At 58.8% G+C, this 13,161-nt stretch carries 10 protein-coding genes, 1 other RNA gene and 1 pseudogene; 6 read left to right on the top strand and 6 right to left on the bottom strand.

What is annotated here, in order from left to right; translation table 11 throughout:
* Positions 1 to 50 precede the first annotated feature (50 nt).
* Positions 51 to 1,808 (top strand): glycosyl hydrolase 53 family protein, encoded by a 1,758-nt coding sequence (locus GKZ67_RS02825; protein ID WP_173241051.1) that lies wholly within the window; start codon positions 51 to 53, stop codon positions 1,806 to 1,808.
* Positions 1,809 to 1,998: 190 nt separating this feature from the next.
* Here GKZ67_RS02825 and GKZ67_RS02820 read toward each other — a convergent pair whose 3' ends face one another.
* The 5 genes from GKZ67_RS02820 to GKZ67_RS02800 form a co-directional block, all read right to left on the bottom strand.
* Positions 1,999 to 2,196 (bottom strand): T9SS type A sorting domain-containing protein, encoded by a 198-nt coding sequence (locus tag GKZ67_RS02820; RefSeq protein ID WP_173241050.1) that lies wholly within the window; start codon positions 2,194 to 2,196, stop codon positions 1,999 to 2,001.
* Positions 2,160 to 2,810 carry a hypothetical protein gene (locus GKZ67_RS02815; protein ID WP_173241049.1) on the bottom strand — a complete coding sequence of 217 codons (651 nt, stop codon included), beginning with the start codon at positions 2,808 to 2,810 and terminating at the stop codon, positions 2,160 to 2,162. The genes GKZ67_RS02820 and GKZ67_RS02815 overlap by 37 nt, the downstream gene beginning before the upstream one ends.
* The gene (locus GKZ67_RS02810) at positions 2,756 to 3,181 is read right to left on the bottom strand and encodes a hypothetical protein (protein ID WP_173241048.1); all 426 of its coding nucleotides are present in this window, start codon (positions 3,179 to 3,181) and stop codon (positions 2,756 to 2,758) included. The genes GKZ67_RS02815 and GKZ67_RS02810 overlap by 55 nt, the downstream gene beginning before the upstream one ends.
* 231 nt (positions 3,182 to 3,412) lie before the next feature.
* Complete coding sequence (locus GKZ67_RS02805) at positions 3,413 to 5,437, bottom strand: alpha-amylase family glycosyl hydrolase (protein ID WP_173241047.1); 2,025 nt, start codon at positions 5,435 to 5,437, stop codon at positions 3,413 to 3,415.
* Positions 5,425 to 6,264, bottom strand: a complete 840-nt coding sequence (locus GKZ67_RS02800; RefSeq protein WP_173241046.1) for a hypothetical protein — start codon at positions 6,262 to 6,264, stop codon at positions 5,425 to 5,427. Before GKZ67_RS02800 ends, GKZ67_RS02805 begins: the two co-directional genes overlap by 13 nt.
* A 248-nt stretch (positions 6,265 to 6,512) precedes the next feature.
* Between GKZ67_RS02800 and GKZ67_RS02790 the strand changes: the two genes are divergently transcribed.
* From GKZ67_RS02790 to GKZ67_RS02775, 4 genes and pseudogenes are all read left to right on the top strand, one after another.
* Positions 6,513 to 7,718, top strand: a complete 1,206-nt coding sequence (locus GKZ67_RS02790) for a Smr/MutS family protein (protein ID WP_254245028.1) — start codon at positions 6,513 to 6,515, stop codon at positions 7,716 to 7,718.
* Between the two features lie 169 nt (positions 7,719 to 7,887).
* Complete coding sequence (locus GKZ67_RS02785; protein ID WP_173241045.1) at positions 7,888 to 8,820, top strand: metallophosphoesterase; 933 nt, start codon at positions 7,888 to 7,890, stop codon at positions 8,818 to 8,820.
* A 140-nt stretch (positions 8,821 to 8,960) separates the two neighbouring features.
* Positions 8,961 to 9,357, top strand: an RNA gene (gene rnpB, locus GKZ67_RS02780) — RNase P RNA component class A.
* A 165-nt stretch (positions 9,358 to 9,522) separates the two neighbouring features.
* A pseudogene (locus tag GKZ67_RS02775) lies at positions 9,523 to 10,685 on the top strand (sigma-54-dependent transcriptional regulator).
* Positions 10,686 to 11,363: 678 nt separating this feature from the next.
* Here GKZ67_RS02775 and GKZ67_RS02770 read toward each other — a convergent pair.
* Complete coding sequence (locus GKZ67_RS02770) at positions 11,364 to 12,392, bottom strand: acyl transferase (RefSeq protein ID WP_173241044.1); 1,029 nt, start codon at positions 12,390 to 12,392, stop codon at positions 11,364 to 11,366.
* 140 nt (positions 12,393 to 12,532) lie between these two features.
* Here GKZ67_RS02770 and GKZ67_RS02765 point away from each other — a divergent pair, with 140 nt between their 5' ends.
* Positions 12,533 to 12,964 (top strand): hypothetical protein, encoded by a 432-nt coding sequence (locus GKZ67_RS02765; protein ID WP_173241043.1) that lies wholly within the window; start codon positions 12,533 to 12,535, stop codon positions 12,962 to 12,964.
* Positions 12,965 to 13,161: the final 197 nt, after the last annotated feature.

The following is a 13,161-nucleotide window of genomic DNA, read 5'->3' as shown; positions in this document are numbered from 1 at the left end:
GTTTTTATTCTCGCTAGCTGCCTCTCCAACTCTCACTTTTTGCTATTTTTATGCGTACCCTTACTCGATTGGTAGCCAGCGTGCTACTCTTGTTTGCCTGCTGGCACCCCACAGCAGCTCAAACTTCTTCGGCCTTTGCCAAGGGAGCCGACATCAGCTGGGTGACCGAGATGGAAGCCTCGGGCTATAAGTTTTATAACAAGGCCGGTACCCAGCAAGACCTGTTTCAGCTGCTGCGCGACGACTACGGGCTGAACACCATCCGGCTGCGGGTGTGGGTAAACCCTACCGGCGGCTACTCGGGCCCCGACGATGTACTGGCCAAGGCCAAGCGGGCCCAGGCCCTGGGGCTGCGCCTGCTCATCGACTTTCATTATAGCGACAGCTTTGCCGACCCCGGCAAGCAAACCAAGCCCGCCGCCTGGCAGAACTACACCGTAGCCCAGCTTAAGCAGGCCGTGTACGACCACACCACGGCCGTACTTACCAGCCTCAAAAACAATGGCATAACGCCCGAGTGGGTGCAGGTGGGCAACGAAACCAACGATGGTATGCTCTGGCCCGAGGGTCGCATCACGGTAAACGGCTTCGGCAATTTTGCGCAGTTTGTGGACCAGGGCTACGCGGCGGTGAAGGCAGTGAGCCCCACTACTAAAGTCATCGTGCACTTTGCCAATGGCCAGGATAACGGGGCCTTCCGCTACTTTTTTGATGGCCTGCAGGCCAACGGGGCCCACTGGGACGTGATGGGCCTCTCGCTATACCCCGATGCTGCCACCTGGTATACCTATACAGCGCAGGCGCAGGCCAATATGAACGACCTGGTGACGCGCTATCCGGGCAAGGAGGTAATGGTGGTAGAAGTCGGCCTCGATAACTACGTGCCCATCGCCACCCGTCAGATGCTGCTGGACCTCATTGCCAAAACCCAGGCCGTGGCGGGCGGCAAAGGGCTGGGCGTAGTGTACTGGGAGCCGGAGGTGTATAACTGGCAAGGCTACAACAAGGGAGCCTGGGGCAGTGATAACCGCGCCACAGTTGCGCTAGACGGTTTCCTGCCGGCGCCGCCCGCTACGCTGGTGTACAATCCCGGCTTCGAGTACACGGCGGCTACGCACAACTCAGCCATCCAGACGCCGCTCGGCTGGAATACCACCAACGATGTTTATAACTACACCGAATCGGGCGGCCACAACAGTCAGTTTCGCCTTACCCACTACAACGCTTCGGCCTACCAGGTGCGCACCTCGCAGGTTCTTAAAGTGCCCAATGGCACCTACACCCTACGTGCCTGGGTGCAGAATGGCGGCGGCCAGACTACCTGCCAACTTTATGCCCAGGCGGGTGGCGGCATTGAGCAAAACGTAGCGCTGCCCGTGGTAGGAACCTGGACCCAGATACAGGTGCCCGGTATTGTGGTCACCAATGGCCAGTGCGAGATTGGCCTGCGCTCGGTGGCCAATGCCGGCAACTATTGCAGCATCGACGATGTGGAGATGGTAGCGACAGTGCTGGCTACTACCGCCCCGGCTGCCAGCGCCGCCCTATTGCCGCAGCTTTATCCAAACCCTAACAATAGCCGGGGCCTGCTCACCCTGCACTACGAGTTGCCCAGCGCCGGGCCGGTGCGTGTGGCACTGTACGCGGCCACGGGCCAGTTGGTGCAAACCCTGGCCGACCAGCCCACCCAGCCAGCCGGCCTTCACACCCTGACGCTGACGCCCCCTGCCAGCCTGGCGGCCGGCGTTTACGTGCTGGCACTCAGTAGCGGCTCCCAGCAGTGGCACCTGAAGCTGGTGCAGCAATAGTATCAGCCAGTTGAACCTTTGTAAGCAAAAAAGCCCCGCCGTATTCTACGGCGGGGCTTTTTACTTGGTAGGTTACGGCAGCTTACTGTAGCCAGAACTTATTTTGAGCTACATTATTGTCGCTTTGCACGCGCACTAGGTAAATGCGGGCAGCCCCTGGGAAGATAGAAATCGGCTGGATATCGCCCGATTAATTCAATACCACGCGCTGAGTGGACACCGCATCGGTTCCCGACATCGCACGCAGCAGGTACACTCCCGTAGACAGGCCATTGGCCTCGATGGCTACGTTCGTAGCACCTGCCGACGGGCTTACCTGGCGCACCACTTGGCCGAGGTTGTTGTAGAGGGTCAGGTGCAAATCGGCCACGGTAGCTGGCAGCTGCACAAAGAGGCGGCCTTGCGCCGGATTGGGTGCCACGCTGATTTGCGCACGCTGCTGGGCAGTGGTGGTAGCCAACGGCCCCCGTTGGTTACGGTCACGTACTGGTTGCCGGCGTAGGCGGTGAAGTCAACATTCGATACCGGCGTAGCACCACCAGTGTAAGCACCGTTGCCGCTACCTAAGCTAGCCGTTCCACTCGGTAAGCCGGCCAGTACCTGATTCGACAGGTAGTCGCGTTTACCTCCGTTGATGTAAGCGCATATCTTGATATCGCCGCCGTTGGCGCTTGTGCCAAGGGCAGCCAGCGGAATCATCAGCTCCAGGCCCGTATTCACAGCGCCGGGGTTGCCAACCGTCGTTGAGCTAACGCCGGCCGTGTTCGAATTGTTAACGGCTACTGCCCCGGTGCTGGAGCCGAAAGTGACAGGCGCCGAAGTAGCGGCCATCGTACCCTTACCCACGTATGCGCCGCCGGCGGAGTTGCCTACCGTCGCATAGTACACGTTTATAGAAGCTAACGAGGCAGTGGGGGTAGCGCCGCCCGTGCTGGTGCCCTTTAGGCTCACGCCAATGAGATAGTCAGCATTAAAACCAGCGTCGAACTTAATGCCGGACAAGGTATCCAGCACGCTGGTGCCGGTGCCGGTTGCCAGCTTGTTTTGCCCACCCACCTTCGAGTCAAAGAAAATTTCGAGGTGGTTGTTGTTGCTTTGCAGGTTGCCCCGATAAACAGGTACAGATTAGCCCCCACAATCTGGGCGCTGATATTGTCCAGCTCGTCGCCGTTGGCTCCGCCATTGCCAGCCGCGCCAACGCTACTGTCGCCGAAGCTGGTGGGGTTGGTTTGCACCGCCAGCGGGGCGGGATATGAGGCATCACGAGTGCCATCGATGGTCTGGGCCTGTGCAGCGGAGCCAGCCAGACAAGTGGCCAGAGCCAGGGTAGCGGTAACCGCTAGTTTCCGGGTTGGAAGTAAACGTGTAAACATAAAAAGGGTGTGTTTGGGTGGTGAAAAAGCCGGGGTAGCCAGTAAGACTACCTCGAAAAGTGGGAAAGCAAACCTTAAGCCCGACAGCGCGGGCTACTTACTGCTTAATAAGCTATTAGCGCCTTAAATGTACCTATTCAAGTTGAATATTAGCTGATTTTTTTTGTCAAACCATACTAAAACTCAAAAGCCAGTGTTTAGGCTGGCTTTTGAGGAAAGTAGCGGCGCCGCCTACTGCACCAGCAAGCGGGCCGTTTGTGTCAAATCGCCGGCTTGCAGCTTCACGAGGTACATACCGGGAGCAAGACCTTGCAACGACAGCGCTTGAGCCTGCGCACCAGCCGTCTGGCGGGCTGGGGCCAGCTGGCGCACGGTCTGGCCCAGCAGGTTCTGCACCGTAACGGTGGTCGTAGCGGCGGCTGGCAGCTCGTAGGCCAGGGTAGTGGTGCCGGCTGCCGGGTTCGGGGCCAGGCTTAGCTTAAACACGGCGGCTTCCTGGGGCCGGGTAGCCAGGGTAGTACCGGCCGGCACGCCGATTTTCCTGCTCGTATATACGGCATACTGGCCGGGCTGCAGGTTGAGCGTAGTGCTGGCGCTGGTTACGTTCAGCTGCTCACCGGTGAGGTAGTTATACCAGATGCCGGTTTGCGGAAAATTAATAGTGGTTGAATTAGCTACCACATCAAAATTGCCGAAGGCCACCACGCCCAGGTTCGCGTTGGAAGTGATGATAGATTTTACAGCACCCGTGAGGTTCTGCGTATAGGCCGAGTATAGGCTGGCAAAAACGGGCTGCTGCCGCAGGGCAATCAGGGCGCGGTAAGTATCGTAGAGGTGGCGGCGGTTGGGGTCCTGGTAGTAGTTCCAGAGAATGGGCTTGTTACCGGTGCGCCCGTTCTGGTTGATGCTGATATCGTAGCCCAGCTCTTCAAACTCCGAAATCATGCGGGGGCCAGGCTGCGTAAAGAAGATGGCGGCGGCCAGCTCTTCGCGCTTGAGGGCCGTAACGGGGTCGGTGGTCGAGTAGCTGCCGCTGGAGTTGCCGTCGGTCGTGGTCGTGTACACCGTGCGCTCTTCGTCGTGGCTTTCCATGTAGCTCACCAGGTTGGGCTTGCCCCAGCCGCGGCCGCCCTGCCCGCCGTAGTAGCCGTAGCTCAGGTCCCAGCCCGATTTGCCTTTGTCGGCCTGCTGGTAGTTGCCGCTCATGTTGCCCCACAGCATAAGGCCCATGTTGGAGAGGACCACCTCTTCATTGTTGTCGGCAAAATGCTCCAGAATAGGATACATAGTGGGGTCGGTGGCCACCAGCGTGTTGTAGTAATCCTGCCAGATGTTAATGCGCGACTGGTCGTAATGGCCCCACAGGGCCACATCGCCACCCGAGTTAAATTGTGTAAAGCCCTTGCTCAAATCGAAGCGGTAGCCGTCGATGTGGTATTCTTGAAGCCAGAACTTCATCACGTTTTTCGAGAAGTAGCGCGTGTAGGGGCTCTCATGGTTCAGGTCGTTGTACACGCTGAAGGGGTGCGGGGCCGTCACGTTAAACCAGGGGTTATCGGCCGTCGGGCCGCTCGACACGTTGCCGTAGAGCTGCACCATCGGGCTGTTGCCGGTCGAGTGGTTGAGCACCATGTCGAGGATAATGGCGATGCCGCGCTTGTGGCACTCGTCAATCAGGGCCTTCAGGTCGTTTTTGGTGCCGTAGTATTTATCGGGCGCAAAGTAAAAGTCGGGGCTGTAGCCCCAGTTCAGGTTGCCGTCAAACTCATTGACCGGCATCAGCTCAATAGCATTCGCGCCCAGGCGCTGAATGTAGTTGAGCGTATCGCGCAGGGTTTTGTAGTCGTGGCGCGCCACAAAGTCGCGCATCAGCAGCTCGTAGATAACTAGGTTGGTACGCGCCGGCCGCTGGAAGTTGGTGGCGGTCCAGGTGTAAGCCGCCTCCCCTGGCGACAGCACTGATACGATACCCGTCGCTTTGCCGGTAGGATACGGTTTCAGGCCCGCGTACACGGTATAGCCGCCGCTGTTGATGTAGGGGTCGTTGTCAGGGTCCAGAATCTTTTCGCAGTAGGGGTCGGCAATGCGCAGCTGGCCATCTACCAAAAACTGGTAGGCGTACTCCTGGCCCGGCGTCAGGCCATCGACCTGAATCCACCAGCGGCCGGTGGTAGCGTCGGTGTTTACGGTCGAGGTCTTGTTCATCAGACTGGTGCTCGTAGCCTGCCAGTTATTGAATTCACCTACCACGTACACAAAGTTTTTGTTCGGGCCGTGAGGCTGAGGATGGCCGAAGTACCGCCATTTATATACGTGATGCCATCGGCCTTGGCCCCGGCGGGCAGCGGCGCCGTCGTTACGGGCGGGGCCACTATAACAGTCGTGGTAGCCGATGCGGTAGTCGTGCCGTCAAAAGCCGTGAGTACCAGCGTATTGATACCCTGCTGGCTGATAGTAACGTTGGTTGAGAAGGTAGTTGTGTTGGTTTGCTGCGCTACCTGGGTGCCGTTGAGCGTGAGCGTGAGCGTAGAGGGCGCCGTTGCAGTGCCCGCTACCAGCAGGGAAGTACCGGCGGCCACCTGCGTATTTGGGGCGGCCGGACTGGTGAAGGCTACCTGCACGCCGGCCCCAATCAGGATATCGGCTCCGCCGGGGCCTTTGCCCTCAGGCGAGCCGCCAGCGGCGCGAAACACCATCGCCAGCTTTTTCAGGACCTCGCCCGAGGAGGCAAAGCCAGGATAATAGGTGCGGGGCGTAAAGCTAATGGTGTACTTATGAGGACTGCCCTGCACCGGGGTCATCTTTTCGGCTGCAATTGGGGTGCTGTAGCTATTGCCCACCACGAAGCGCCAGTTGGTATCGTTGGTGCTTTTGTCGGTGATTACGCCGGTCCAGATATATACGTCGCCCGTGTAGTTGGCCAGCCCGGCACTGCCCTGGGTTGCGTCAAAGGTGAGGGTAATAGGTGTGCTGTCGGTAAAATAGGAAGGGGAAACCGTAACCTGCGCCCAGGCCGCCGACGACCAGCCCAGCAACAGCAGCAAAGCCGAAAGCAGACGCCCGTAGAGTTGAGTTTTTTTCATAAAATGGGTGGGGAAAGTATCAACTGCCAGGCGGCGGGGGCGGCCAGCCTGGCAGTGCTTGGCTAAGATACTACCATTTTTTTGCGTTCCCACATACTTTCATGCACATTTCATAGGCCGGCTCTGCAAACGTTTGCGCTCCCAGGAGCCCGCGCCGGCCAGCTATTTTGCCGCCTGCCTGGCCGCCGCGGCTACCTTTACGGCCCACGACGCGTACTGGGTAGTATTCGCGAAAAATTGCAGCTAGTATGAACGTAGGAGATAGAGTGCGCCTGCTCACGGGCACCGAAGAAGGTATTATTACCCGCCTGCTCGACAGCGAGCTGGTAGAGGTGGCGATTGACAATGACTTTACCATTCCGGTGCTGCGCCGCGAGCTGGTGCCCGTGGCGGCCGAAGAAGGCCAGGCCTTCCGCCGCCCGGTGCCCGAGGTAGCTCGTCCCGCCACCGGCAGCAAGAAAAATAAGCCGCAGGGCGGCCAGCCCAAGGCCCAGCGCCCCGGCGTGCCCCCGGCGGCTGGGGCCACCCGGCCGCAGTCCGGCGGCCCCAGCGCGGCCATGCCGCCCCGCCCGGCCCCGGCCTCCCCGCCCCCACCGGCCGCTAAAGGCCTCTACCTAGCGCTCGTGCATCAGGCCCCCGAGCTGCTGGCGCTACACCTGCTCAACAACACGGAGGCGGAGGTGGTCTTCACCTACGGCGAGGAGCGCCAGGGCAAGTACCGCGCCCTGGCCGCCGACAAGCTCAAGCCCAAAGCCGCCAGCGCCGCTCTGGCTCACCTGCACCTCAAGGATTTTGAGCAGTGGCCGGCCGTGGTGTTTCAGCTTCTGAATTTCAAGCTGAACGCCGACACGGCCTACGACCTGCTCACCAAGCGCCAGTCGTTTAAAGCCAGCACGTTCTATACCAGCCGCCGACCCGCGCCGGTTATCGGCAAGGAAGCCTACCTGTTTCAGCTCGACGAAAAGCCCGCGCCCGCCCTCAGCCCCGAAAAGCTGGCCCAGGCCGAAGCCGCGCTGGAAGCTGCGCACGAAGCCGCCGCCAACCCCACCCCGGCGCTCGGTGCGAAACAGGCCAAGGTGCTTCAGCAAGCCCTGGGCGGCGACAAGCCTGCTCCTGTCCCGGCCGCTATTGCCCCGGCTCCGCCCCAGCCGGCGGCCGCCCTCATCGCCCCACCTCACGAAGTAGACCTGCACATCGAAGCCCTGCGCCCCGAAGGAGCCGAAGGCCTCAGCAACACCGCCATGCTGCGCCAGCAGCTCGATGCCTTTGAGGATACGCTGAGCCGCGCGCTAGCCACAAATATGCACGAAATCATATTTATCCACGGGGCCGGCAATGGCACGCTGCGCAAGGAAATCCACCGCCAGCTGAGCCGCAACAAGGACATCAAGTTCTTTGAAGAGGCTCAGAAGGAGAAGTTTGGCTATGGGGCTACGCTGGTACGATTGAAGTAGCGAGGTAAACCGCAGGCATAATCGCTGCTAAGTCGCGGTTCCGGGCGGGCTGCCGGCTTTTCGCCGGCTGTCCGCTCATTGGCAGCACACTCGACGCGAGCGGACAGCCGGCAGCCCGCCCGGTACCCTCACGTGGAAATTGCTCCCGGTAACTACTGCTACGCTCCCAATGAATATTTACTACGACCTCATCGGCGACATTCACGGCCACGCCGATGAGCTGTGTGCCTTGCTGCACCACCTCGGCTACCGGCCCGATGCGGCCGGCGTGCCGCACCACCCCAGCGGCCGGCAGGTGATTTTTCTGGGCGATTACGTAGACCGGGGCCCCAAAATCCGCGAAACGCTGTCGCTGGTGCGCGGTATGGTGGAAGGCGGCGCGGCACTGGCCATTTTGGGCAACCACGAGTACAACGCGCTGGCTTTCTGGCAGAAAGACCCAGCCGGTGGCCACCTTCGGCCGCACCGGCCCTGGCACATAATGCAGCACCTCGAAACCATCAAGGAGTTTCGCACGCCCGAGCTGTACCGCGAGTGGCAGGGCTACCTGGCCTGGTTGCGGACGCTGCCCCTGGCCCTGGAGCTGCCCGGCCTGCGGGCCGTGCACGCCTGCTGGGAGCCCCGGCACATTGACTATTTACGCGGCGAGCTGCCCGACCTGTGCCTCACCCCCGACTTTATGCTGCGCGCCAGCCGGCGTGGCACGGCCGAGTTCGAGGCCATCGAGGTGACGCTCAAAGGCCGCGAGGTACGCCTGCCCGGCGGCCTCACCTTCGCCGATAAAGATGGTCATCACCGCGACCTTACCCGCGTGCGCTGGTGGCAAAACCCGGCCACGGCGGCTGCCTACCACGAGTATTTTCTCGAAGACCTGCCCGAGCTGCGCAACCGCGCCTTTGATTTTGCCAGCCTCGACCCCTGGTATTACCAAGACGAGAAACCGGTGTTTTTCGGCCACTACTGGCTGCGCGGCGAGCCGCAGATTTTGCAGCCGCACGCCGTGTGCCTCGACTACAGCGTGGCGCGGGGCGGCCAGCTAATCGGCTACCGCTGGGACGGCGAGCAGACGCTGAGCGCGGATAAGCTGGTGTGGGTGCCCTAGCAAGTAAAAGTTGTAATATATGAATATTTACCCAAAATTTATCTTTTAACCTCGCCTTTAACCTTGCTGGGGCATGGACTTGTTTTCCCTTTGCGCGAAGATTTTCTGCCTGCCACCAAATAGCCCCTACCTTTGCCCTCGCAGTGAGCCACCCCACCGCCGCGCCCAACGCAAATGCGGGCGGGGAGGAAAGTCCGGGCAACACAGGGCACCCTGCTTCCTAACGGGAAGGACTGGCCAAACGGGCCAGGACAGCCAGTGCCACAGAAAATAACCGCCCGCAAGGGTAAGGGTGAAAAGGTGCGGTAAGAGCGCACCAGCGGCTGGGTGACCATGCCGGCTGGGTAAACCTCAGGGGTTGCAAGACCAAATAAGCGAACGCGTCGGCGGCTTCGGCCGGCGACACCGGGCGGCCCGTCCGGGTTCGCGGGTAGGTCGCTGGAGCCCGTCGGCGACGACGGGCCTAGATAAATGGTGGGGCCGCTCCGAAAGAAACTTTGGGGCGGACAGAACCCGGCTTATCGGCTCACTGCGTAATTTCGGCGGCTGCTTTCTTCCGAAAGTAGCCGCTTTTTTGTATAAAATCGTTTGTCCTTGCGAGCGCAGCGCGGCAATCTCACCAGCACGATGCCCGAATGATTTTGTTCAGGTGAGATTGCCGCGCTGCGCTCGTAAGGACAAACGCACTTTAATTTCTTCTCCATGCCCCGCATTCTTATCATCGACGACGAAAAGTCTATCCGCCACACGCTTAAGGAAATTCTGGAGTTTGAGAATTACCAGGTCGACCAGGCCGAGGACGGGCCGGCGGGGCTCGATTTACTGATTCAGCAGAAATACGACGTCGTGCTCTGCGATATCAAAATGCCTAAGATGGACGGCCTCGAAGTGCTGGAGCGGGCCCGCACGCTGGCCCCCGATGCGGCCTTTATCATGGTATCGGCGCACGGCAATATCGAAACCGCCGTAGAGGCCACCAAAAAGGGCGCGTTCGACTTCCTGCCAAAGCCGCCCGACCTCAACCGCCTGCTCGTAACGGTGCGCAATGCCCTCGACCGCAGCAAGCTGGTGACCGAAACCAAGACCCTGAAAAAGAAGCTGGCAACCACCAAGGGCTCCGAGATGGTGGGTGCCTCGGCCGCGCTCGGGCCGTGCGCAAAGCCATCGAAAAGGTAGCCCCTACCGATGCCCGCGTGCTCATTACGGGTCCCAACGGCGCGGGCAAGGAGATGGTGGCCCGGCAGCTGCACCAGCTCAGCCCCCGCGCCAACGGCCCGCTGGTGGAGGTCAACTGCGCCGCCATTCCGTCTGAGCTAATTGAGAGCGAGTTATTTGGCCACGAAAAAGGCTCGTTTACCTCGGCCGTGAAGCAGCGTATCGGGAAGTTTGAGCAGGCCGACGGCGGTACGCTGTTCCTGGACGAAATCGGCGATATGAGTCTCTCGGCCCAGGCCAAGGTGCTGCGGGCCTTGCAGGAAAGCAAAATCACCCGCGTGGGCGGTGAGAAAGAGATATCAGTGAACGTGCGCGTGGTGGCGGCCACCAACAAAAACCTGTTGCAGGAGATTGCCGACAAGAACTTCCGCGAAGACCTTTACCACCGCCTCTCGGTGATTCTCATCCAGGTGCCCGCCCTCAACGACCGCCGCGAGGATATTCCAGAGCTGGTGCAGAAATTTCTGCAGGACATTGCCGCCGACTACGGCAACAAGCCCAAAACTATCTCGGCCAGCGCCCTGAAATACCTGCAGGGCCTCGACTGGCGCGGCAATATCCGCGAGCTGCGCAACGTGGTCGAACGCCTGGTCATCATGAGCGACGCCACTATTGAGGAAGCCGATGCTAAGGCGTTTGCGGGTAAGTAGAAAGTCCTTTGCAGGCATTAAGCACTAGAAAAGCGGCGCCAGAATCAGTTGATTCTGGCGCCGCTTTTCTAGTGCTTAGCATTTTTTATCAAAAGGGTTGTCCCACGCTTTTCTTGAACAGTAAACAGAAGGCTTCATCCGCTTGACCATACAGTTTTTCGTATCCTTTTAAATCATTCAAGTACCTAACGAGCTGTTTATTTTTCAACGTCGTTGTTAACTGCAAATCATCTACTTTAAAGGGAATTGGCTATTATTAGGGTTTGGTGTGTGCAAGAATAATGCGTCGCTTGAACTATCGAAGTCAAGCAGAACGACATAAATCTGAAAATCAGTTTTTAATTGCTTTGTCTTGTCAGTAAGTATATTAAAATACTTAAATAGCTTGTCTAAGTGTGGACTTCTTCTTTTAAAACTGTTGTTACCGTATCCTTTTCTGTCAAAGTGCACATGCCATTTGTCGAACCAGGTTTCGGAATTGTTAGGGTCAAGCCACGTTATCCTTTCAAAATCGTTTTTGAGCGCAAGATTTTTATAGTAGCGTCTGAGTCCTCTCTGTTTTTTAATTCTATTCATGTCGCTATGTTGTCATCATGATGGAATACGCTGATTTTGGCCAACTTGATTATCATCGTCACCATCGGTTGGATTTATTCTGCGAAATACTATCGGCGCAGTTTACACCAGTTGGCTGCACCCCCTAATATCGGAATTATCCAGCCGCCCTAATACCTCAAACGAGCCGTCGGGGTGGCTACGTGCCAGGTCCTTGGTTTCGATGAACGCGCAACTGTCCACATTGGCTAAATCAATGATATTGATAGCCCCGTCGGGTCGGTTTTCGCTCACCGAAAATGGGTCGGCGGGGTCGCGCAGCAGTACCCGCAACTGGGGTGGGCAGTAAAAGCGGCCGTGGCCCGGCGAGTACGCCTGGCTCAACAGCTCGGTCATGCCGTACTCGGAGTGGATAGGCGCGGGGCCAAACGCCCGCTGCAACTCCTGGTGCAGCTCTTCGCGAATCATCTCGCGGCGGCGGCCTTTCATGCCGCCGGTTTCGAGCACTACCAGGTCTTGCAGCTCGGGCGCGGAGCCGTATTCGGCTGCTAAATCCAGCAGCGCATACGTAACGCCAAACAGCATGACGCGGCGCCCTGGCTGCCGCTTGGCCTTGCCCAAGGCCCGAAGCAGGCCGGCGTGGTCACGCAGGAAAAATGCCGGCTGCGCCTGCCCCGAGCGCTGGGAAAAATCTTCTACCATGGCTACCAGCGACGACTCGCCCTGCTCCAGATACGAGGGCAGCAGCGCCAGAAACGTCCAGCCCGTGAGCGGCCCGTACGCTCGCTCGAAAATAGCGGCCGCGTTGGCCCGGTACAGCGCCGGGTCGCGCACGAGGTGGCGGCTACGCTGCTGCAACGTAGTACCGCTGCTGCGGAACATCTCCTGCGGCTGCCACGCAGTGGGGTCGGTGCGCACTTCCTGGGTTTTGAAAAACTCGATGGGCAAAAACGGAATATCGGTAAGCCGCTGCACCGAAGCGGGGTCATAGTCGCCGCCCTTGCGCGCCAACCCGGCCAGGTAGGCCTGATAGGGCGGGCAGTGCCGCGCCTGGTAGCGAAACAGCGCCAGGGCCGCCGCCTCGAAGGCAGCGGGCGTAAGCTGGGTCAGCAACTGATAATCAGCGCCCAGAAAAGAAGTACGGAAACTCATAGCAAGCAGCAGGGGTTAAGCCAAAAGGCCGCCGGTATAACCAAGCGGCGGCCGGCTTACATTTACGCCTTTACAACAATCAAGCGGCCGACGCGTTGGGGTAAAGGCGGCGCAGACGGGGACTCATCTTTTTAGCATTTATGACTTTACTTCGACTAGCAGTTGCGGCAGGCATGTTCGGCGTGCTGGCAACGGGGCTGAGCAGCTGCCTGGCTGAGCCCAAATTTTCCACTACGCCGGAGATTTCCTTTAATAATATAAACCTGACGCACGTTAGCAGGCCCGCCATAACAGGCGACTCGGTAACCGTTACTATTAATTATCAGGATGGTGATGGCGACCTGGGCCTGACTGGCCCGGAAAGCGCCGCCCCCCCTTACGTAGGCACGCGCTATGCGTATAATTACTTTATAGAGGCGTTTATTAAAGATAAGTCTACGGGACAGTTTGTGTCGCTGGCCAGCATCAACCGGCACATAACTGACAGCACCTACTATGTTGCCAGCCAATATTATAGTCGCTTTGAGCCGGTTACTTCGGAGGACAGCCATGCCCCATCAAAGGCGTTCTGAACTGGCAATTTGTATTCGCCAAACAGACCGCCTTCTTTTCCGGGGAGGAAGTACGATTTCAGGTCAGCATCGCCGACCGGGCGATGCACGAGAGTAATACAATCACTACTACCAGCGTTATTTTTCCTTAGCGCTAAGGTGTTGTCAGACTGATTATAAGCACTACCAAAGGGTGAGCTAAGTTTTTTAGCTCACCC

Origin of the sequence: Hymenobacter sp. BRD67 (assembly GCF_013256425.1) — a bacterium.
In the GTDB taxonomy this organism is placed as follows: domain Bacteria; phylum Bacteroidota; class Bacteroidia; order Cytophagales; family Hymenobacteraceae; genus Hymenobacter.
This window is presented reverse-complemented; position numbering and strand designations above follow the sequence as displayed.